Here is a 22,603-nt window from a genome sequence, read left to right as displayed (position 1 = left end):
TCAATACGAACAATGGACCTGGGGGAGTCGGATGCCGGTCATTCGCAGAAGTGTCCTCACAGCGGTACCGTTCGCCGTCGCCGTCGCGGCCTACACGGTCACCTTCCTGATCAGCCACGACCGGCTGCCCCCGCGTATCGCCACCCACTTCGCGGCGGACGGCAGGGCGGACGACTTCATGAGCCGGACCGCCGCGCTGTGGTCCGGCGTCGGCGCGCTCACCGGACTCGGTCTGCTGTTCACGGTCCTGGCCGCCCTCTCCAGGAAGGACCCGGGAGCGAGGCTGGCCGTGGCCTCCGGCGCCGGCACGGCCGTCACGCTCGGCTACCCGCTGGTGCTCACCGTCCTGGCCAACAGGGACGCCCGGGACTCGGCCGAAGTGAGCCTGCCGCTCTGGCACATCGCCGTCCTGCTGCTCGCCGGCGTGGCCGCCGGCGCGCTCGCCTGGCGACTGGCAGGTCCCGGAGGACGTTCCGAGCCCACACCGCCGGGCCCCTCGATGACGTTGGCCGAAGGCGAGGCCGTGGCCTGGAGCCGCACCGTCACCTCCCGAGCCCTGCTGCTCACGGCCGGCGCGGTCGTCGTCGGCGCACTGCCGGCCATGGCCCTCGGCTCGTGGCGGGCGGGACTGCCGGCGCTCGTCCTCGGCCTGGTCTGCGCACCGTTCGCCGGCGTCCGGGTCACCGTCGACCGACGCGGGCTCACGGTCGCCTCGACGGTCCTGCCCAGGCCCCGACTCGCCCTGCCGCTCGCCGACGTGGTGAGCGCCGCCGGCGTCCAGGTCGACGCCATGGGCGACTTCGGCGGCTGGGGCTACCGGATACGCCCCGACCGGCGTGGCGTGGTGCTGCGTTCGGGCGAGGCGCTCTCGGTCCGCACGGCGGCGGGACGTGACTATGTGATCACCGTCGACGACTCCGCCACCGCGGCCGCGCTGCTCAACGGCCTGGTGGACCGGCGCACGGCAGGAGCGTGAACAGGCGTGCTCTTCCGCGTGCTTCCGGGCTCTCCCGTCCCCCTGGGCGAGCAGATCGCCGCCTGTGTCCGCGGGGCGATCGCGCGCGGCGCCGCAACCCCCGGCGAGCGGCTGCCCCCCGCCCGCGAGGTCGCCGAATCGCTGGGCGTCAACGTGCACACGGTGCTGCGCGGCTACCGACGACTGCGCGACGAGGGCCTGATCGAACTGCGCCGCGGCAGGGGAGCGGTGATCGCCGCGACCCCCGGCGTCGCGGACCAGGCCCGGCTCACCGAGGCGGTGCACGCCGTGATCACTCAGGCACGCGAACTGGGCCTGACGGACCAGGAGTTCCTGACCCTGGTCGACAACAGCCTGGCAGCCGGCCCACCCCCTCCGCCCTGATCACCCGCCGGACCGGACCACCTTGCGCACCCACTCAGGATCCGGATTGGTGTGCGGCCGCCCGTCCACGACGACGGTGGGGACCGTCTCGTTCCCGTCGTTGATCGCCCGCACCACCGCCGCACCGTCCCGGTCACGCCAGATGTCGACCCAGTGCAGCCGGCGCGCCCCACGCCCCAACCGCAAGCGCAGCCGCAGACAGTACGCGCACCCCGGCCGCCAGTAGACGACCGGCCGCCCGTCGAGAGCACTGCGGCGTTGCGCCTCCAAAGCCCCGACCGACCGAGGAAACACCAGCGGAGAATGCACCCCGGCGACCCCCAGGAACACCACCAGCACCGCGAGGCCCACCCCGGGGCCACCCCGCAGACCGACCCAGGAGGCGAGGAACACCCCGCACACCGCCAACACGACGGCCCAACCCCACCCACGCACCATGCCGAGCAGCCTACCCACAGCGGCTCCTCCGACCCGGTGCCCTCCCCACCGTCACATCCCGGCCCGACCCGACGGTCGTGTCCGCTCAGCTCGGCGCAGCACCCGGACACCGAAAACGCCTGGAACGGCGGGCCCCGCCGGTCGCGGCCGCTCCCGATCCGAGGAATTTTGAAAAAAGTTCCGCCGCCCGTGTCGAGAATCCCCGCTCCGCTCCGTCCCCGCCGTGAACGCGACCACAATGGGTCGCATCAGCACCGAGGAGAAGCACCATGGCCAAGTACCTGCTGCTCAAGCACTACCGCGGCGCCCCGGCGGCGGTGAACGACATCCCCATGGACAAGTGGAGCCCCCAGGAGATCTCGGACCACGTGCAGTACATGAACGACTTCGCCGCCCGGCTGGAGCGCACCGGGGAGTTCGTGGACGGGCAGGCGCTCGCCCCCGAGGGGACATGGGTCCGCTACGACGGCGAGGGACGCCCGCCGGTCACCGACGGGCCGTTCGCCGAGACCAAGGACCTCATCGCCGGCTGGATGGTGATCGACGTCGACAGCCACGAGCGCGCCGTCGAGCTGGCCGGCGAACTGTCCGCCGCCCCCGGTGCGGGCGGCAAGCCCATCCACGAGTGGCTCGAGGTGCGCCCGTTCCTGGCCGCCCCGCCCACCATCACCGAGTGACCTGGTCGATGGACGAGGCCCTGCTCCGCAGCCTCACCCCGAGCGTCCTCGCCGTCCTCGTCCGCCGCGGAGCCGACTTCGCGGCGGCCGAGGACGCCGTACAGGAAGCGCTGGTCGAAGCGGTCCGCGGGTGGCCCGCGGACCCGCCGCGCGACGCGAAGGGCTGGCTGGTCACCGTCGCCTGGCGCAAGTTCCTCGACGCCGCCCGCGCCGACACCGCCCGCCGCCGGCGCGAGGATCTCGTCGACGAGGAGCCGGCGCCCGGCCCAGCGCCGGCGGCGGACGACACGCTCCAGCTGTACTTCCTGTGCGCCCACCCGTCGCTCACGCCGTCCTCCGCCGTCGCCCTCACCCTGCGCGCCGTCGGCGGACTCACCACCCGCCAGATCGCCCGGGCCTACCTCGTGCCCGAGGCGACCATGGCCCAGCGGATCAGCCGGGCCAAGCGCACCGTCTCCACCGTGCGCTTCGACCGCCCCGGCGACGTCGCCACCGTCCTGCGGGTCCTGTACCTGGTGTTCAACGAGGGCTACTCCGGCGACGTCGACCTGGCCGCCGAGGCCATCCGGCTCACCCGGCAGCTCGCGGCCGCGATCGACCACCCCGAGGTGGCGGGCCTGCTCGCGCTGATGCTGCTCCACCACGCCCGGCGCGCCGCCCGCACCGCGCCCGACGGCAGCCTGGTGCCGCTCGCCGAGCAGGACCGAGGCCGATGGGACACCGAGGCGATCGCCGAAGGCGTCACCGTGCTGCAGAAAGCCCTCGCCCGCGACCGGCTGGGGGAGTACCAGGCCCAGGCGGCGGTCGCCGCCCTCCACGCCGACGCGCCCACCGCCGGGGAGACCGACTGGGTGCAGATCGTCGAGTGGTACGACGAGCTCATCCGCCTCACCGACAGCCCCGTGGCCCGCCTCAACCGCGCGGTCGCCGTCGGCGAGGCGGACGGCCCGCGGGCCGGACTCGCGGCACTCGCGGAGCTGGACGCGGGACTGCCCCGCCACACCGCGGTCGCCGCCTATCTCCACGAGCGCGACGGCGACCCGAAGACCGCGGCACGGCTGTACGCCGAAGCCGCCCGAAAGGCCCACGACCTCGCCGAACGCGACCATCTGACCCGCCAGGCAGCCCGCCTGAACTCGTCGCACCCGCGACAGTGAAAGCGCTGCTCCGCTCGGACGGCGCCGCCCGACCGCCTGCCGCAAGCCTCTCCACCGACGCCCCGTCAACAACGTCCGCACACAGTCACGCTGAAGCGATGTGTCCCCCAGGTGCCCGCCCTGTGGAGGGATGGGGGAGAAGCGGGTGAGGTCCCCGGACCATCGCACGATCGCACCCGCCGCGCTGCGTACGGTCGTTGATGTTGATCTCATCGCTCGTCGCAGTACTCAGGAGTTGCGCCATGACCGAAGCCTTCCGTTCGCCCCTGTCCCGTCGCGGACTTCTGCGCACCGGCGCCGGTGCCTCTCTCGCCGCGGTCGGACTGGGGTACGGCGCCCAGAGCGCCTCCGCGGCGGTCCCGGGGAGCGCCCGGTTCGACCTGTCGCAGCCGTCCTACGACCTGTTCCGCAGCAAGCAGCTGCACAGCGTACGGGTCCAGCAGAGCTTCGCCTTCGACTCCGTCAACAAGCGCCTGTTCGTGGCCGCCAAGCGGTCGGGCAGCGCGGAATCGGACGGCGACCTGTGCATCAGCCAGCTCGACTTCGACGGCAACTACGTCTCGTACATGCACCTCAACGGCTTCGGCCACGGTGTCGCGTTCGGCGTCCGGCCCTCGGGCTCCTCCAGCTACCTGTGGATCGAGACGGAAGCCAACGGCAACGGCTACGGCACCAAGCTCGCCTACGTCAAGTACACCGCGGGCACCACGCTGGACGCCTCCTCCACCAGCTTCGGCAGGTTCCAGCCGATCTCGGGCGCCACCGAGTACACCTGCTCCATCGACCCCGTCTACAACCGCATGATCGTCCGGTACCACAAGGACGGCGGCAAGCACATCGCCGTCTACAACGTCTCCGACACCGACCAGGGCGACTTCAGCAACCCGCTGGTCAACTTCACCCCGCCGGCGATCTCCGGTACGCCGCAGGGCTACACCCTCTACGGCTCGTACATGTACTTCCTCACCGGCACCGCCTACTCCAAGACCAACGAGGAGCCGGGCAACACCTACCTGACGAGCATCAACGTCAACACCGGTGCCATAGCCCAGGGCCCGACCCTCACCAAGGCGGGCTCCACGCTGACCTACCGTGAGCCCGAGGGGCTCGCCATCTACCGCACCGACGGCGGCGAGTCGCGTCTCTTCCTCGGCTTCGCCACCGGCGAGGAGGGCGACCGGCGCTCCAGCATCTTCTACAAGAACGACCTGGTCTGACGATCAGCGGCGCGCACGACGGCCGGGCCCCGGCCACCCCTTGAGAGGGTGGCCGGGGCCCGGCCGTTACGCGGTTCGGCTCAGCCGAAGGCCTTGACCGTGTTCCAGTTCACCGTCAGGACGACCTTCACCGGAGCGTTGGTGTTCGTCCGCGACGGGTTGTAGATCCGTGTGTATCCGTCGCTGGCGAGGCGGGCCCAGATGTCGGGGATCCCGTCCTTGTTGACGTCGGGGATGCCGATGGCCGTGGGCACGTTGGCCTCGGTCCAGCTGGTGCCGTACGGCTCGTCCTTGCCGGTGAGGGAGTCGGACGCCAGCTTGAGCGAGTTGAGGTCGACGCTCCCGGCGACAGCGCCCGGCTTGCCCTGGCGGTCGTACATGTTGCCGTTGTCCAGGTTGCGCCACAGCAGGTCGGGCGTGTTGTCGCCGTTGATGTCGGCGACGTTGACGACCTCACGGCGCGTCCACGCGTCCGAGTTCATCTGCGTGGCGGTCTGGAACGTGGCGCCGGTGTAGCCGGACAGCACCCACAGCGCGGGGCCGGCCCGCAGGACCAGGTCGGGCAGCTTGTCGCCGGTGATGTCGCCGACGGCCTTCATCTGCGTCCACGTCGAGGGCGTCGGGGCGTTCGAGGGGAGGCGGATCTCCATCCGGTCGGTGACGTCGAAGCTGCCGTAGCCGTCGCCCGGGTAGAGCCAGAAGTCGCCGGCCGGGGAGACCGCGAACAGGTCCGTGGCCCCGTCACCGGGATAGGTGTCCTGGTAGTGGGCGATCAGGGCCGCCTTGCCGGTGGCCGGGTCGAACCAGTGGCCCTGCGGGTCGGGCTTCTTCGCGGCGTCGTAGGACGCGGCGAGGCAGTTGTACAGGTCGCCGTCGTCACCGCCCACGCAGGTGCGCAGGTTGCCGTCGGCGTTGACGAGCAGCAGGTCGGGCACACCGTCGCCGCCGGTGTCCATCGGGCCGTCGGCCTTGTCCCGCGGTGGCACGTAGAACGTGTAGTCCGTGCGCTTGCTGGGGTTGCCGAGGGAGTCGTACGCGTACACCTGGAGGGTGTTGGGACCCGCGTGCGCCGGCTCGAAGGCGGACAGGGTGGCGGTGTTGTTCGTGGCGGGCACCTCGACGGGGTCGTTGCCCTCGATGGACCAGCGGAACTTGGTCGCGCCCTCGGAGGTGAAGGTGACCGGTCCCTTCTGCCCGAAGACGACCTTCGCCCAGGTCTGGGCGTCGGGCGTGGACTCGGGGAAGGTGTCGCTGTCCACGTCGGGCGGCGGCGGGCCGGAGCCGTCGACGGTGACGGTGCAGCGGTTGCCGCTGGTCGGGTAGTAGGCGGACACCGCCGAGGGGGAGTTGCTGTCCTCGGCCCGTACGTCCCAGAAGTAGACGCCCTTGTCGACCAGGGTGCTCGCGGCGACGGTCAGACTGGCCTTGCCGCTGGACAGGTTGGTCACGAGGGTGCCGGGCGGCACGGTGGCGCCGGACTTCCAGAACCTGAAGCGCAGGCCCTTGAGGTTGCCGTCGGGATCGGAGGACTTCGCCGACAGGACCAGGTTGGTCTTGCCGACGGTGGCCCCGGCCGCGGTCTGGTTGCAGGCGCCGCCGGGCTTGCTGGCGACGCTGCCCGGCGTGGCGGGCGGCCGGTTGTAGGCCACTTCCAGCGTCGCGCTGGTCGCCTGGAACTTGCGCCAGGTCTCGGTGTCGGACTCGCTGGTGGCGCGCATGCCGAGGGTGATGCTCGACCAGCCGCCGTTCGCCGCCTTCTGGGCGGCCGACTCGACGTTGAACGCCTCGTACTCGTCCTTGCATTCGGCGGCGGACCAGCCGTGCGCGAAGGACTTGCGCTGGATCTCCGAGGACCAGCTCGGCTGCTTGTTCCAGGTGGTGCCGGAGGAGATCGCGCCGGTCAGCCAGAGCTGGAACTCGCGTTTGGTGCACGACCAGGAGTGGTTGTTGAGCACCTTGAAGGTGGCGCTGGAGATGTCCGCGCCCTTCAGGCTGGTGCTGAACTTCATCCGCCAGAAGGAGCGGGCGGTGCCGTTGGTCTCCTTCTCGCGGCCGACGCGGGCGTCGGAGGTGCCGGAGCTGAAGTTGGTGCCGTTCCAGAAGCTGCTGTTCGGATACGGCTTGTAGGCCACGGTCCACGCCGCCCAGCCGGTGTTGAGCGGCGGGTCGACGAACACCGGGTACTTCACGGCGGGGTCGGTGAACAGACCGCTCCGCGCGGCCTGGAGGTCGAGGCGGGCGGCGCCGGTGCCCTCGCCGGCGAGCCGGACGGGGACCGGGGCGCTGTGGGCGCCCGGCTCGATGCCACTCAGGCCGGACAGCTTCAGCACGTCGGCGGGTGTGGCGACCGAGGTGCGCGGGGCGCCCCGGCCCTCGTCGAGCTCCGGGTCACGTCCGCTGGAGTCCCAGGCGAACGGGGTCGGGATGGAGCCGACCTCCTGGCCGGAGCGGTCCTGCACCACGACGCGGGTGCTGCCCTCGTCCTCGCGGAAGACGGCCGTCGCCGAGCGCAGCCCGTAGGCCACCGTGGCCAGCGCCTCGCTCCGCGCGGCCTCCTCGTTCTTGACGACGAGCAGTTGGGCGAAGCCGCCCTCCTCACGCGCGACCAGCAACAGGTCGACGCCGGGGAGCACTTCGGAGTAGAGGGCGCGCGGGCCGTCGAGCACCGGCTCGGGCAGTGCGCCGGGCCAGGTGTAGGCGACGGTGTGGCCGTCGACGTCCACCTCGGCGAGGACGGTCTCCTGCGCCTGAGGGCCGTCGGTCAGCGGCAGCCGGGCGAAGGAGCGGTCGGCGCGGGCGGTGTCCTTGCCCGCGCCGCCGCTCGCGAAGCGGACCGGCCGGGCGGGGTTGGCCGGCTGGACGCCCAGACCGCGGGCGGCGTTCTTCACCCGCCGCAGTCGGTTGTCGATCGGCGCCCAGACGCCGGCGGCGTTCTTCGCCCGCTGCGGCAGGGCGGTGATCCGGGTGCGCAGCTGCCCGTCCGGCTGCGCCCAGGTCTGGGAGTCGGCGGTGGTGGCGGTGTCGACGAGCACCGGTTTGCGGGTGCGGCGGGCCTCGGCCTGGGCGGCCGTCTCGTCGCGCGGGCCGGTGCCGGCCTGCCGGGCGTCGGTCGCCCTGCGGGCTTGTGGAGGTGACGGATCGTCAGGGTGCCACCACGGCAACAGCGCGGTGGTCAGGGCGGCCAGTACGAGGCCGAGGCTGAGAGCCAACCTGGTGCGCGTGCGCACGAAGGGGCTGAGAAAACGAGGCGGCGCGGACACGGCGACGGTCTACTCCCGTGTGAACCAGGCGGATGGAAACGAACGCGGACGATGCAGACGGCACGTACGGCCCCGGTCGGCAGGCCGCGGGGCAGGGGCGCGGACACGATCACACGAACTTCTCAACAGGTCCACATATGAAGATTTTAGGAAGCTGTGACGATGCAATGGTGAGTGTTTTGGCGGTTGTTGATCGTGTCGCGACTTGCGGCTTTTGCTCACCTGAAGTGCGGCCATAGGAGCCGACTTCAGTCATCTGGCCACGTTGGAAACAAAGTTGACGATCAGTCATCACTTGTCCTGTGGGGCAGGTCACATCGACCTCAGGAACTCTCCCGGATCCACGTTGAACTGTGTGCGGGTGATGACAGAGGGTGCGATCTCCATCTGTCGTTCTTCTTGCATGCCTTGGTGGGGTCGACGCGTATGCGTGCTCAAAGTCCGCCGTCGTGGCTGGGGCGTTCACGCCCGGTCAGAACGGAGTCACAACGACGGCGCCGCCGGCAAAGCCGTGCGGCGACCGTCCTACTGCTGTCCTCGGCCTTGTTGGTGGGCACTCTCAGCGCGCAGGCCTGGGCGATACCCGGCCCCGGCATGACGCGCGAGCAGGTCAAGCTCCCCGATCTGCCGGAGAGCACCGCACTGCCGGCCGACGAGGAGGCGGAGAAGAACCTCACCACCGCCCCCGAGGTTCCCGTCGACCCCTACGCGCCGAGCGCGGTGACGCCCTGGGCGAAGGACACCGGTGTCGCCACCCTGAAGGCGGACACCGCGCCCGGCACCACGGTCCCGGTCGACGACCTGCCGATCGCCGTCGGCGTGCCCGCGGGCGCCGACCCGGCCGCGCTCGCCGGCGAGTGGAAGGTCGACCTGGCCGCGCCCAGCACGTCCCAGGACGCCAACGTCTCCGGCCTGATCATGAAGGTCACGCCGCCGGCCACCGCCGACCCGACCGCGCAGGTCGCGCTCGCCGTCGACACCACCGGCTTCGCCGACCTCTACGGCCCGCAGGCCGCGGACCGGTTCGGCCTCGTGCTGCTGCCCAACTGCGTCATGGACGCGCCCGACAGCGGCGACTGCGCTCCCGACAGCGGCACGGCGACCATGTCGGGCAAGGACGAGCAGCAGCCCGAACGGCTGCGCAGCTCGGTCAAGGTGGTCCCGGCGCAGAAGGCCCCCACCAAGACCACCGCCGCGAAGAAGGCCGCCAACCGCAAGATCCTCACCGGCTCGGTCCCGGTCTCCGATCTGCTCGGCGGCAACCCGGGCGCCACCACGTCCGGCGCCTCCGCGCGCACGGCCTCGTTCCGAAGCGGCGACGTCCTGCCGGTCGTGGACGCCTCCGGACCGCAGGTCATCGGCGCCATGGACACCGGCGCCTCCGCCTCCGGCGACTTCACCGCCTCCCCGCTGCTGTCGTCGGGTTCCTGGTCGGCCGGCTCCTCCTCCGGCGCGTTCACCTACTCCTACGACGTGCAGGTGCCCGAGACCGCCGGCGGTCTCATGCCGAAGGTGTCCCTCGGCTACTCCTCGCAGTCCGTCGACGGCCGCACCTCCGCCACCAACAACCAGGCCTCCTGGATCGGCGACGGCTGGGACTACAACCCGGGTTCCATCACCCGGACGTACGCCAACTGCCGCGAGGACTCCAAGAAGGACGGCTCCAACAACAAGACACACCGCACCGCCGACCTGTGCTGGGGCTCGAACAACGCCACCCTCTCGCTCGGCGGGATGACCACCGAGCTGGTCTGGGACAAGGACAAGAACCAGGGCAAGGGCGAGTGGTTCACCGCCAACGGCGACGGCTCGAAGATCGAGCGGGTCCGCGACGACAAGTCCGGCAACGGCGCCTACAAGGGCGAGTACTGGGTCGTCACCACCCGTGACGGCACCAGGTACCACTTCGGCAAGCACAAGCTGCCGGACTGGGACACCGGCCGGCCGGTCACCAACTCCGTGCTGACCGTACCGGTGTACGGCAACCACGACGGCGAGGACTGCTACAAGGCCGGCGACTGGAAGGGCTCCGCCTGCACCCAGGCCTGGCGCTGGAACCTCGACTACGTCGAGGACGTCCACGGCAACGCCATGTCGCTGTGGTGGAAGAAGGACCAGAACTACTACGCCCGCAACTTCGACTTCAAGAAGCCCGTCGCCTACGACCGTGACGGCTGGCTCGACCACATCGACTACGGTCAGCGCGCGAACACGCTGTTCACCGCGACCGCCCCGGCCAGTGTGAAGTTCAAGGTCGAGGAGCGATGCCTGCCCGAAGGCGGCCTGGCCTGCTCGGACGCCAACTTCGAGGACAAGGACCCGGGCAAGTACCGCATCTGGTACGACACCCCGGCCGACCTCAACTGCAAGGCCGTCAGCTCCACTTACACCAGGAAGTGCTGGAACGCAGGCCCGTCGTTCTGGAGCCGCAAGCGCCTGACGGAGATCACCACCGAGGCGCAGCGTCTGTCCAGCACCACCGCCCGTCAGACGGTCGACAAGCACACCCTCAAGCAGAACTTCCCCGTTCTGAAGACCGGCCCCAACACCGCTCTGTGGCTGGAGTCCGTCCAGCGCACCGGCTACGACCGGGCGGGCAAGAGCGCCACGATCAACGCGGTGCGCTTTGAATCCAACGCCGAGAACATGCCCAACCGGGTGATGCGCCCGAACGACCCGCGCCCCGGCTTCTCCCGGCTGCGCATCGGCCGCGTCATCAACGAGTACGGCGGCGAGACCGTCGTCACCTACAAGCCGGCCGCGGGCGACTGCGCCACCGGCACCGGCCTGCCGGACAAGAAGGACAAGGCCGGGCTCAAGGCCAACACCCGACTGTGCTACCCGATGTTCTGGTCCCCGGACCCCGAGGTCGAGGACATCGACTGGTTCCACAAGTACGTCGTGGACACCATCGAGGAACTCCCCAACGTCGACGGCGCGTTCGCGACCAAGACCGAGTACCAGTACAAGAACCCCGGCTGGAAGCTCTCCGACGCGGAGTTCACGAAGAAGTCCACGCGGACCTACTCGCAGTTCGCCGGTGTCGAGCAGACCACGGTCATCACCGGTGCGGACAACGCCGACATCGGCTCCAAGCGGTCGAAGTCGATCACCCGGTTCTTCCGCGGCATGGGCGACACCGTGTCGATGAAGGACATCACCGGCGCGGAGATCGCCAAGGACCGCGAGGCGTTCGCGGGCCGCATCGCCGAGGAGCTCGACTACAACGAGCCGGGCGACGCCGACACCGACTGGGTGTCCCGCAGCGTCACCGTCCCCGCCGCCACCGAACTCGCCCACCGCGACCGCGACGACGGCCTGGACCCGGTGTACGCCTGGCGGGTCACCGAGCCCACCGAGATCGCGTACACCAAGTCCTCCGGAACCAACACCGACGACCCCCGCACCGAGCGGATCGTCAAGACCAGCACCACGTACGAGCCGGAGTACGGTCTGCCGACCCTGGTCGAATCGCTCGGCGACACCGGCAAGACCGGCGACGAGTCCTGCACCAGGTCGGAGTACGTCCACCAGACCGTCAAGAACATCATCGGCCTGACCAAGCAGGTCCTGGTCTCCCCGACCACCTGCGCGGCCGCCGACTTCGGCGACCTGGCCACACTCACCGGCGGCGCCCGTACCGCCTACGACGGCCAGACCTACGGGGCCGCGCTCGCCGCCGCCACCAAGGGCGAGGCCACCGAGTCCTGGTCGCTGAACGACGCCGGCACGGGCTGGCAGACGGGCGGCACCACCGAGTTCGACGACGTCGGCCGTGTCACCCGCATGACCGACATGGACTACAAGACCTCCGGCACCATCACCTACAAGCCGGCGATCGGTCAGGTCTTCACCGTCGTGGAGACCAACGCCGTCGGCCACGCCCAGACGCGTGAGGTCGAACCCGGTCGTGGCACGACCTTGAAGACGACCGACGCCAACAACCACGTCACCCAGGCCGAGTTCGACCCCCTGGGCCGGCTGGTCAAGGCCTGGGCGGCGGACCGCGCCCCCTCCGACGCGGCCGTGCCGGACTTCCGGGCCGTCTACACCATCCCCGAATACAAGGAGGGCGAGGACCGCAAGCCCCCCTACGTCACCACCTACTCGCGTGGCTACAACGACCGCGTCGAGACCTCCGTCACCCTGTACGACGGACTCGGCCGCGAGCGGCAGACCCAGGAGCAGGCGGACGGCGGCGGCCACCTGATCACCGACACCCTGTACAACAGCTCCGGTGAGGTGTGGCAGACCAACAACGCCTACCTGACGTACGAGGCCAAGCCCGGCGAGCTGTTCAGCCCGGTCAGCGACACCGAAGTCCCGAACATCACGCGCTACACCTACGACGGCTCCGGCCGCGTGCTGCAGGAGACGCCGGTCCTCAAGGTCGCGGACCCGCTGACCGGCGAGTCGAAGTCGGAACCGGTCCCGGCGCGGGCCACCCGCTACGAGTACGGCCTGGACTGGTCCAAGGTCGACAACCCCGAGGGCACCTCCGACTACCGCGTCTACACCGACGCCCTCGGCCGCACCAAGCGCGTGGACACCTTCAACGCGGCCGCTCCCGGCGGCTTCACATCGATGAAGTACGACTACGACACCCGCGGCCAGATGGTGAAGGCGACCAACTCCGCCGACACCGCCCACCCGTGGACGTGGACGTACGACAAGCGCGGCCGCCAGGAGACCGCCACCGACCCCGACACCGGCACCACCACCACGTGGTACGACAAGTACGACCGCGTACTGCACACCAGGAACGCCCGCGGCACCGAGGTCTGGAACAACTACGACCTGCTGTCCCGGCCCACCGAACAGCACCTCAACACCGCTGACGGCCCGCTCCTGGCCGGCTTCACCTACGACCTGGCCCCCGGCGGCAAGGGCATGCCCCACACCGCCACCCGCTACACCGACGGCGAGGCCTACACCCAGCAGGTCAACGGCTACGACAAGGACTACCAGCCGACCTCGACCACGCTGACCCTGCCGCAGTCCCTGAAGGACACCTGGGGCCTGGACACCTCGTACACGTACTCCTACAAGTACAGCGACAACGGCGTGCTCGAGGAGTCGACGCTGCCGAAGGTCGGCAAGCTCGACGCCGAGAAGCTCGTCGTCCGCTACAACAAGGAGGGCAAGCCGCTCTCCATCTCCGGCAAGGACTGGTACGGCGCCGAGACGGTCTACGACCCCTACGGCCAGGTGCTGCGCTCCACGCTCGGCGCCCAGCCCTACCGGGTGTGGACGCAGAACACCTTCGACGAGTCCAGCGGCGAGCTCAAGCAGCAGTCCGTCTTCCGTGAGAAGCCCGGGGACACCTCCCTGGTCGGCAAGAACCCGAACAACCCGTGGCTGGTCTCGCAGCGCTCCTACGCCTACGACCCGTCCGGCAACGTCACCTCCGTACAGGAGGGCTCCCTCGGCATCGAGGAGCGGCAGTGCTTCACATATGACCCGCTGGGCCAGCTGAAGTCGGCCTGGACCGCCAAGGACCAGACCGCCTGCACCGGCCCGAAGAACAGCGACGGCACCCTCGACGTGGCCGCCGGCAAGGACAACTCCGGCTACTGGCAGGAGTACGAGTACGACCTGGTCGGCAACCGCAAGAAGCTGACCGAGAAGGACCTCACCGGCAACACCGCCAAGGACGCCACGACCACCTACGCCTACGGCAAGGCCGACGGCACCCAGCCGCGCACGCTGACCAAGGTGTCGAAGACCTACACCACGCCGGCCGGCGCGCAGGTCAAGGCCGAGGCGGAGCGGCTGTACGAGCTCACCGGCGAGACCAAGACCGTCACCTCCGTCGACAACGGCGACAAGCAGTCGCTGAGCTGGACGTACGACGGCAAGGTCGACCGCATCACCGGCCAGGGCACCGCCGGCAAGACCCCGTACGTGGGCCTCGCCGACAAGTGCCTGGACCTCAAGAGCGGTCTGGCCGCCGCGGGACAGGCTCTCCAGCTGTATGCCTGCAACGCCTCCCCGGCGCAGAACTGGCGCTTCAGCACCACCCCGGGCCAGACCGACGCCAACCGGGGAACGCTGAACGTCTACGACAACTGGTGCGTGCAGCCCGCCGCCGACACGGCCGGATCGGCGCTCCAGCTCCAGAAGTGCGACGGCTCCGCGGCCCAGGAGCTCAAGCGGACCACCTCCGGTCAGCTGACTCACGTCGCCTCGGGCCTGTGCGTCGCGGTCAAGGACGCCAACTCGGCGAACTCGACCCCGCTCGTGCTGGCGACCTGTGACGCCGCCAAGGCCGAACAGCAGTGGTCGCCGCAGAACGACACCCGTCACATCTACGGCCCCGACGGCTCGCGTCTGCTGACTATCAAGGGCAAGCAGGCCACGCTGATGCTGGGCGAGGCGGAGGTCACCGTCCAGAAGGGCGGCGTCCCGGTCAACACCCAGCGCACCTATTCCGCCCCGGGCGGCGCGGTCACGCGCTACGTCTACGGCACCGGTGCGGAGAACCTGGTCGCCATCACGACCGACCACCAGGGCAGCGCCTATGCCGAGATCGCCCTCAGCGGCGAGATGCCGGTCCGGATCCGCAAGCAGGACCCGTTCGGCAACCAGCGTGCGGCGAGCACGACCGGCGTCAACCTGCAGACGCACACCGGGTTCCTCGGCGCCACCGAGGACGACGCCTCCGGCTACCAGCCGCTGGGCGCGCGCCTCTACGACCCCGTCGTCGGACGCTTCCTGTCCGCCGACCCGGTCCTGGACCTGAACGACGTCCTGCAGTCCAACGGCTACACCTACGCGCACAACAACCCGGTGACGATGTCCGACCCGACGGGTCTGGCCATCTCGCTGACCGCCTCCGAGCGGGCCGCGGCCCTCGCGGGCGCGGGGCTGTCGGCGGCGCAGGTCGCGCAGGCGCAGTCGATGATGGGCAAGTCCATGACCTCGGTGATCCTCGCCGTGGCGTGGGAGACGCTGAAGGACTTCATCGGCATCAACGACGCGATGGCGTGCTTCGGCGGCGACATGTGGTCCTGCGTCGGCATCGCGGTCGACGCGATCCCGTGGACCAAGCTGGGGAAGATCCCGTCCGTCATCAAGGCAGTGAAGCGCACGATCAAGGCGATCGAGTCCTTCAAGGCCGCGAAGAAGGCGGCCCAGCTCGTCCTGAAGGCCGCGAAGGCGGCCGAGGCGGCGGCGCTGAGAGCGAAGAAGGCCGCGATCGAGCGAGCCAAGAAGCTGGCGGCGCAGCGAGCGAAGAAGAAGGCAGCCGAGCAAGCCAAACGCACAGCGGACAGAGCGGCAGCCGCAGCCAGGAAAACAGGCAACCGGGTCCAGAAGCAGGCCCAGGCCAAGGCAGCCCCGAAGGTCTCGTCCCACGGGGGCGGCGGAAAGGGCGGCGGCTCGAAGTCGGGCGGCGGCAAGCCCGGCGGTTCGTCAGGCGGCTCGTCCAAGAGCAAGGGCGGAACAAGCGGCAGCGGCGGCTCGGGCAAGGCCGAGGGCGGTGGCGGAAAGTGCAACAGCTTCGTCCCGGGAACCAAGGTCTTGATGGCCGACGGCAGCAGGAAGCCGATCGAGAAGGTCAAGGCCGGCGACAAGGTCGTGGCGACGGACCCGACAACGGGTGAGACCCGGATCGAGACGATCACGGCAGAGATCAAGGGCCAGGGCCTGAAGCGCCTCGTCAAGGTCACGATCGACGTCGACGGAAAGATGGGCACCAAGACTGCCCAGGTCACGGCGACTGACGGCCACCCGTTCTGGGTTGCCGAACTCGGCCGATGGATCAAGGCCAACGACCTGAAGCCTGGCGAGAAGCTCCGGACCGAGGCGGGGTCCTTCCTCCAGATCGTTTCCATCCAGCGTCGGACCGTCCAGCAGGAAGAAGTCCATAACCTCACCGTTTCCGATCTCCACACGTACTACGTGGCGGCCGAGAACACGTCAGTCCTCGTGCACAACTGCGAGGGCCTGATGCCGGGGCACGCTCAGGAGTGCCAGTGCAACGGCAGCGGGAAGAACGAGATCTTCGCGGACGCGGGATCCGCCGATGACGCCTGGGACTCATACAACGCTGGAGCCAACGCGGCGGATGACGTCGAAGACGTTGCAGACGCTGCCGACGACGCCAGCGATTTCACCTCGCACGCTCAGCAGCGTCTGAGGGAGCGAGGGGTGTCGTTGGACACCGCTCGGCAAGTCCTTGCGCAGACGCCGTTCTCCTACGAGCACGAAGGCCAGAACAAGATCGGCTACTACGACGCCGCGTCCAAGGTGTTCATCGCCAAGACCATCGATGGCAACATCAATACAGTGATGACCAACATCGGGAGGGACTACATCCAGCGTCTCAAGGGCAGCGGAGGTCGCAGATGACGGACTTGAGGGTCACCTTCGACGCGAAGGCCAATGCGGCATACGTGTACCTCAGTGAGCCCCAGGCACACCCACAGGTCGCACGCATGTACCCCTGCGACCCGGTCGCGGTCGGAGGAATGATCAACCTCGATTTCGACGAGGACGGCCGTCTGGTGGGCATCGAGGTCTTGGGAGCTGACTCCAAGCTGCCTCGCCACGTCCTCGACACAGCGGAGCGGCTGGACACCTGACGCTGTTTCCGTCTGACCGAAGGGGCTCCGCACGGGCAGGCCGTGTGGAGCCCCTTCGCGTCACCGCTTCGGCGACCGAGAAGGGCAGGGCAGCCAACCGAAGACTGGTGGGGCCAGGCCACGGTGAACTTCGATGCAGAGAGGTCATTGCCGAAGCCACGTAAGCCGGAGCCGAACCCGGAGGTTGTGATTCATGCAAGTGGAAGACGTCATGGACTTCCTGGTCGACCACAGGGCGCCCAACGTCGTCCCGGGTTATGTCTCCGAGCAGCTCCTCTCCATGTCGTGGATCATCGACGCCGACGATGTGGCTCGCATCATCGAGGTGGCGAAACAGTGGCTGAAGTCGGACGATCAGTTCCGGGTGGCCGTCGCGATCGGCTTGGAGAACGAGACGTACCTGGCCGATTCCTGGGAGGCGATCGCCGAGCTGGCGGAACCGCTCAAGGAGAGGTTCCCCTCGATGGCGGCTGACGTGGACGCGTGGATGGCGAGAGCCGAACCCGCCTACGAGAGGCTGAAGAAGGGCTCCTTCTTCGAGCAGGGCGCCCAGGACGCCTGAGAACAGTGCTGCCCACCGGATCGTCTCCGGTGGGCAGCACCTCGTTTGTCGACCGAGGCGGAGCCGGCGTCAGCGTTTCAGTGTGAAGCTGAAGTCGCCGGCGAGCTTGCCCCGCAGCCGGACTGCCGACACGAGCTTCTCCTCCGCGATCAGTCGCTCCACCTCGGCTCGCGACAGACCGCACCCTTCGGCGATGAGCCGAACCGGCCGGACAGGGATGCGCGCCGTGAAGCGGACCGAGACGTCGATCACCTCGCGGTCCAAGTGATCCGTTCCGCCGGTGTCGAGACGCCAGGCGCCGTCCCAGTCGAGGGCGACGCGATTGCGGCGCAGCACGACCGGGTCCTGAAGCAACTCCGCTGTCAGACCGAGGTCGTTGGCATGCAGCCGCGTCAGCAGCTCAGGCCGGAAGGAGCGTATGTTCATCCGCTCCAGGAGCGTCAGCTTCGCCGTTTCCCCGCACCCGGTGCAGAGCACGAGGAGCCAGGCGTCGAGGAGCTTGTGGTTCGCGTTGACGCGGAACTTGCCGCTCGCCCGGAAGCGCGCGGACGCGCACGCGTGACAACGGCGGATGACGAGCGGAAGGCGGGTGGGCATGACAACCCAGGTGTTGAGCACAGAAGTACACCGGTTCCAGTGAGAAGACCGCAGCAGAAAGGAGCGCGGCGCACGATGGGCGCGACGCGCGACAGATCAGCGCTCGGGAGATCTCACAGGGTGTACAACGGCCGACCTTTCACTGGACGACTTGAAGGTGCGGCAGCACGCTAGAGCCGCACAGCGGCACCGTTCCACAGGTTTTTCAGCGCTCCGCGACTCTCCGCCAGGTGTGAGAGCGGCCCACGCAGTCCACGGCCGCCTGGCAGCGCGTCAGCGGGCGGAAAAACCCCTGTGCGCCGACTCGTACACCTCTGCGATCATCCACGAATGGCGCACAGTCTCGAATCGCTGGTCATCCGGCACACCCACCGCCTCCCGTCCCCCAAGGGCTCCGCCGGCCAAGGAAGCGCCGCGGCAAGGCAGTTCGACGCCGCGCTGACCTCCGTCGGCTTCAAGCTCTCGGCGGAGCTGCTGCAGCGGCTGTCGGGGCTGTCCGAGACCGCAGTCCTGTACAACGCCAAGCGGACGCTGGCCACCGTGCGCGAGATGGTCGGCGACCACGTTCGGCACAACAGCTACTTCATCGACTTCCCGGCCAACGTGCCGGACACCGAAGAGTTCTGGATGCGATGCGTCGCGAAGGCGCTGGGCGACGAGAAGTCGCACGCGAACGTGCTGTCGCAGCTGGCGCACGGCGTGCTCGACCTGCTCAGCCTGCCCACCTACGGCCGCTACCAGCACACCTACGAGGAGATGCTCGCGGCGCAGGACGAGCTGATCGCCTCGGCGGGCGACCGGGTGACCGTGCTGCACCTCGGCGGTGACCTCGACGACGAACTCACCGCCCTCTACCTGGCGTTGGCGGGCAGCACCACCCCACTGGGCGACGAGGACCTGCTCGACCTCGCGACCCTCGCCGGACGGTGCGCGCTCGGCCCCCAGCCGGAGTCGATCCCCGTCCGGGAGAACCGGGCGGTCGTCAACGCGGCCCGACTGCAGGCCGGCGCGGACCTCATGCTCGACACCGTCGCCGACGTGCTGAGGCTCGCCTGCGCGCTGTCGGGCGGCGACGTGACCCTGCAGGAGCCCACCCGGTTCCGCACTCTGCCCCGGCCGGTCCGGCGTGCGCTGCTCGCCGCGCTCGACGCCGTGGTCGCCGCGAACCCCGCCAAGCTGGCCGACGTCCACGCGCATCGCGAGCCCTTCAAGCGCCTCGGCGAGCGCCTCCACCCGCACGAGTACCCGCGCTGGCCGCACGCCGCCGACGTGTTCGCCGTGGCGCGCGGCGAGAAAGAGGCGCGGTCCTTCGACAGCCGCGTCGAGAAGCTGCTCGACGACTTCGACGTGCCCGGCGCGGTGCGACTGCTCAAGTCGGCACCGGGCAAGCTGTTCCGCGCCCTGGACCACCTGCTGCGCCTCGCCGCCACCCAGGAGGAACGGGACGCCGTGGTGGCCGCCGCGATCGAGGTCGCACCGGGGGTCTCCGGCCGGGTCGTGCTGTCGGTGCGCGAGCACTTCCACAACCGGGAGCGGGAGACCGCCGAGCCCCGCATCTTCGTCAACCGCCGCGGCCGCGCCTGGGTCGCCCCCGACTCCCGGCGGCCGGTGCCGGCCGCCGACCGCGACCGTCTGGTCACCGCCCTCGACGCGGAGACACGCCGCCGCCTCCCGACGCCGGGCCGGCTGCTGCTCGACCCCGACGTCCTCGACGTGGCGCTCCCCCTGAGCGGCCGGGCGAAGGCGGCCGGGCTCGGCGTCCTGCCGCGCGGTTCCACCTCGACGGTCGACGGCGAGAAGCTGCGCTTCTTCGTGTACTGGAAGGAGACCGGGCACCGGACCGACTTCGACCTCTCGGCACTGCTGCTGCACTCCGACTTCAGCACCGACTCCTGGCTCTCCTACACCTCCCTCAAGACGGTCGGCGGCACGCACTCGGGCGACGTCACCGAGGCGCCCGACGGCGCCTCCGAGTTCATCGACCTGACTCTGGACCGCGTACGCAGCACCTTCATCGTCCCGCAGGTCAACATCTTCGCCGGCGAGAACTTCGAGCAGGTCGAGGAGTCGTTCTTCGGCTTCATGCTCCGCGACGACGAGCAGAAGGGCCGGCCCTTCGAGCCGCGCACGGTGCGGATGAAGTCGGAGCTGCGCGGAGTGGGCCGAGTGGCGCTGCCGCTGGTGTTCCTGCGCGAGGACGACGGCCGGTGGCGCGCGAAGTGGCTGCACCTGTACCTCAGAGGCGTCTCCGCGGCCAACCGGGTCGAGGAGAACCAGGTGTCGGTGTCCAAAGTCGTGCGCGCCGTCGTGGAACGCGAGCAGCTGACGGTGCGGTACCTGGTCGAGCTGATGTCCGACCCCGCAACCGTCGATTTGTGGAACCGCGATCAGGTCCCGGACGAGCCCGTCATCTACATCGGTCTCGAACGCCCCGAGGGGCTCCACCCGGACTCCAGGGTCATCACCCTCGAAAATCTCGGCGACCTGATCCCCGCCTGAGTGCTAGCGTTACCCGCGGCGAGGCCATGAAGGGGCTTCCTTCTCACTTCCTTTCAAGAAACAAGTTCCTTCGCTTTCCTCGCCTTTCACGTCGCCCCGGGCGGCGCCCGCGCACACCGCGCGAGCGCCGCCCGCGCCGTTTTTCCCACCCCTCGGCCCCAGCCCCCGGCCGGGATCGCACCTCTCCCTGTAAGAAGTGCGCCGCTGCGCGCATTGCTAGGTGACAGAGCCGATATGAGGGGACGGCGCATGACACATGCCCAACGTTTCCGGGACGTCTACGAGGAGTGCTATCCGCGCGTCCTCGCCTACGCCACGAGCCTGGTGGGACGGCAGGTGGGGGAGGACATCACCAGCGAGACGTTCACCGTGGCCTGGCGGCGGGTGCGGGACATCTCCCAACCTCCGCTGCCCTGGCTGCTGGGAGTGGCGCGCAACCTGGTGCGCGAGCTGCGTCGCCGGGACAGCCGTCAGTACTCCCTCGCCGTCGCCGAGGCGCAGCGCATCAGCAGCGGCGCCCGGACGGACGTCGGCGACGTCGCGGCGGACGTGACCGACCGGGACGCGGCGCTGCAGGCCCTGGCGAGCCTGTCCGACGCCGACCGGGAACTGCTGACGCTCATCGCCTGGCACGGACTCAGCGCCAAGCACGCCGCACGGGTCCTCGGCTGCACCACCGCGACGCTGACCGTCCGGCTGCACCGGGCCCGCCGCCGTCTGGAGAGAGCTCTGGAGCCGACGCACACGGCGGACACGACACCGGCGTCCGTGCCGGCACCGGGGGCCGTACCAGCCCCGGCGCCGGCACAGGGGGCCGTACCAGCCCCGGCGCCGAGGTCCCTGCCGGCACCGGCATCCGCACCCGAGCCGTCACCCGCCCCCGGGACGGAACCCCCCGCCCGGACCCCGCACCGCACCGATCGCCAAGGAGCCCTCGCATGAAGCACACCCACGAACGGCCACGGCGGCCCGACGTCATGAAGATCCTCGCGGACGCCCGGCCCGAGGAACTGGACCCCGCAGCACTGGCGGACTCCCCGCGCCGGCGTGAGGACCTGGCACGCATCCTGGCTGCCGCGACGGTCGGTCACTCGCCGCGCCTCTGGGCGCCGGGGCGGCTCAGGGGCGGGTTCCGGCCGCTCGGGACCGCGGCGGCCCTGGCGGCCGTCGCTGCCTCCGCGGTGGTCGTGAGCACGTTCGACGGCGATCCTTCGGGAGGTCGCCCGGGCACGCCCCCGCGGTCCGCCTCCGCCCCTGCGGGGCCGGGCTCGCCGGCGTCCGACGCCCGGGGCGACGTCCGCCTCCAACTGCTCAGCGCGGCGAAGAAGGCGGAGAAGCCGGCCGCCGAGGGAACGTACTGGCAGACCACCACGCGCTCGCAGGACGTGGACGTCGTGGGGGAGCGGGGCGGGTTGTTCGCCGTCCGCACCACGTCGACCGGCGAGTGGTCGGTGGGGGTGCGTCCGGGGACCCGGAGCCTGATGATCTCCGGTCTGGACGGTGTGACCGCCCCCCGCACCGAGGCGGACGAGACGCGCTGGCGCGCGGCGGGCTCGCCCCGCACGGTGCAGGCCGTGGCCACGGAGGCGGCCGGCGCGGGCACACTGGGGCACACGATGGGACCGCTGCGGCCGATGGTCATGCGAACGGACGCCCACGACAAGATCTACGCCCTCGGCCCGCGCAATGTCTCCTACCAGGACCTGCGTGAACTGCCTTCCGAAAGCGGCGAGTTGCGCCGACGGCTGGAGAGCCTGCACGGGCAGGACAGCGACGCGGAAGCCGGTGGGAACCCCGCCGCTCACGTGATGCGCCAGGCGGCCGACCTCATCACGATGCCGGTGACGCCCGAGGTCCGGGCGGCCGCGTACCGGGTGATGGCGGAACTGCCCGGTGTGCGGGGGCTGGGCCGGGTCACCGACCCGCTGGGCCGCGTGGGCGTCGGGGTCGCTTTCCCCGGCACGTCGCGGACCCCGCTGGGGAGCGTGGAACAGCGGCTGGTCGTGGACCCGGCCACCGGCGCGATGCTCTGCGAGCAGCTCGTGCTGGTCGAACCGTCGGCCAGGGCCCTGGAGGCGGGCCTCGGCGCGGGCACGACGCTGAACTACTCGGCGACGACCCGGATGAGCTGGGGCGACAGCCAGATCACGGTGCCGGACGCCGCACGGCGCTGAACGCCCGTCATCCGGCGGGACACCCTCCGCGAGAACACGCGATCCGACAGGAGCACAGAAGCAGATGACGACATCCT

14 protein-coding genes are annotated in these 22,603 nt (G+C 69.9%); 11 read left to right on the top strand and 3 right to left on the bottom strand.

Annotated features, from left to right (window positions below; genetic code table 11):
* The first annotated feature begins 31 nt into the window (after nt 1-31).
* Both ACIRS4_RS00870 and ACIRS4_RS00865 read left to right on the top strand, forming a co-directional pair.
* On the top strand, nt 32-976 hold the full coding sequence (locus ACIRS4_RS00870; protein WP_404188022.1) for a DUF1648 domain-containing protein: 945 nt from the start codon (nt 32-34) through the stop codon (nt 974-976).
* Between the two features lie 6 nt (nt 977-982).
* Nucleotides 983-1,360 carry a GntR family transcriptional regulator gene (locus tag ACIRS4_RS00865; RefSeq protein WP_404188019.1) on the top strand — a complete coding sequence of 126 codons (378 nt, stop codon included), beginning with the start codon at nt 983-985 and terminating at the stop codon, nt 1,358-1,360.
* On the opposite strand, the gene ACIRS4_RS00860 is transcribed toward ACIRS4_RS00865, so the two are convergent.
* Nucleotides 1,361-1,798: a glutaredoxin domain-containing protein gene (locus tag ACIRS4_RS00860; RefSeq protein WP_404188017.1), complete on the bottom strand. Its 438-nt coding sequence runs from the start codon at nt 1,796-1,798 to the stop codon at nt 1,361-1,363.
* A gap of 269 nt (nt 1,799-2,067) precedes the next feature.
* Here ACIRS4_RS00860 and ACIRS4_RS00855 point away from each other — a divergent pair, with 269 nt between their 5' ends.
* The 3 genes from ACIRS4_RS00855 to ACIRS4_RS00845 all read left to right on the top strand — a co-directional run bounded on the left by ACIRS4_RS00855 (nt 2,068) and on the right by ACIRS4_RS00845 (nt 4,849).
* Entirely contained in the window at nt 2,068-2,475 is a 408-nt protein-coding gene (locus ACIRS4_RS00855) for a YciI family protein (RefSeq protein WP_404188014.1), read from the top strand.
* Between the two features lie 8 nt (nt 2,476-2,483).
* Complete coding sequence (locus ACIRS4_RS00850; RefSeq protein WP_404189724.1) at nt 2,484-3,632, top strand: RNA polymerase sigma factor; 1,149 nt, start codon at nt 2,484-2,486, stop codon at nt 3,630-3,632.
* Between the two features lie 242 nt (nt 3,633-3,874).
* Entirely contained in the window at nt 3,875-4,849 is a 975-nt protein-coding gene (locus ACIRS4_RS00845) for a teichoic acid biosynthesis protein C (protein ID WP_404188012.1), read from the top strand.
* Nucleotides 4,850-4,929: 80 nt separating this feature from the next.
* Here ACIRS4_RS00845 and ACIRS4_RS00840 read toward each other — a convergent pair whose 3' ends face one another.
* Nucleotides 4,930-8,109: a DNRLRE domain-containing protein gene (locus ACIRS4_RS00840; RefSeq protein WP_404188009.1), complete on the bottom strand. Its 3,180-nt coding sequence runs from the start codon at nt 8,107-8,109 to the stop codon at nt 4,930-4,932.
* A 594-nt stretch (nt 8,110-8,703) separates the two neighbouring features.
* Between ACIRS4_RS00840 and ACIRS4_RS00835 the strand changes: the two genes are divergently transcribed.
* The 3 genes from ACIRS4_RS00835 (at nt 8,704) to ACIRS4_RS00825 (ending at nt 17,256) form a co-directional block, all read left to right on the top strand.
* Nucleotides 8,704-16,461, top strand: a complete 7,758-nt coding sequence (locus tag ACIRS4_RS00835; protein ID WP_404188007.1) for a polymorphic toxin-type HINT domain-containing protein — start codon at nt 8,704-8,706, stop codon at nt 16,459-16,461.
* Nucleotides 16,458-16,694 carry a DUF2283 domain-containing protein gene (locus ACIRS4_RS00830; RefSeq protein ID WP_404188004.1) on the top strand — a complete coding sequence of 79 codons (237 nt, stop codon included), beginning with the start codon at nt 16,458-16,460 and terminating at the stop codon, nt 16,692-16,694. The genes ACIRS4_RS00835 and ACIRS4_RS00830 overlap by 4 nt, the downstream gene beginning before the upstream one ends.
* Before the next feature lie 193 nt (nt 16,695-16,887).
* A complete protein-coding gene (locus ACIRS4_RS00825) occupies nt 16,888-17,256 on the top strand; it encodes a hypothetical protein (protein ID WP_404188001.1) in 369 nt (122 codons plus the stop codon).
* 69 nt (nt 17,257-17,325) lie between these two features.
* On the opposite strand, the gene ACIRS4_RS00820 is transcribed toward ACIRS4_RS00825, so the two are convergent.
* Nucleotides 17,326-17,853 (bottom strand): DUF1062 domain-containing protein, encoded by a 528-nt coding sequence (locus ACIRS4_RS00820; RefSeq protein ID WP_404187998.1) that lies wholly within the window; start codon nt 17,851-17,853, stop codon nt 17,326-17,328.
* 330 nt (nt 17,854-18,183) lie between these two features.
* On the opposite strand from ACIRS4_RS00820, the gene ACIRS4_RS00815 reads away from it, so the two are divergent.
* The 3 genes from ACIRS4_RS00815 to ACIRS4_RS00805 all read left to right on the top strand — a co-directional run bounded on the left by ACIRS4_RS00815 (nt 18,184) and on the right by ACIRS4_RS00805 (nt 22,526).
* Nucleotides 18,184-20,352, top strand: coding sequence for a TerD family protein (locus ACIRS4_RS00815; protein WP_404187995.1), 2,169 nt, complete (start codon nt 18,184-18,186; stop codon nt 20,350-20,352).
* Nucleotides 20,353-20,601: 249 nt separating this feature from the next.
* Nucleotides 20,602-21,294 (top strand): RNA polymerase sigma factor, encoded by a 693-nt coding sequence (locus ACIRS4_RS00810; RefSeq protein WP_404187993.1) that lies wholly within the window; start codon nt 20,602-20,604, stop codon nt 21,292-21,294.
* Entirely contained in the window at nt 21,291-22,526 is a 1,236-nt protein-coding gene (locus ACIRS4_RS00805) for a CU044_5270 family protein (RefSeq protein ID WP_404187990.1), read from the top strand. Before ACIRS4_RS00810 ends, ACIRS4_RS00805 begins: the two co-directional genes overlap by 4 nt.
* Nucleotides 22,527-22,603: the final 77 nt, after the last annotated feature.

Source organism: Streptomyces sp. NPDC101166 (genome assembly GCF_044768125.1).
Lineage (GTDB): Bacteria > Actinomycetota > Actinomycetes > Streptomycetales > Streptomycetaceae > Streptomyces.
Note: the sequence above shows the minus strand (reverse complement) of the source record. Positions and strands in the feature narration are given on the sequence as shown.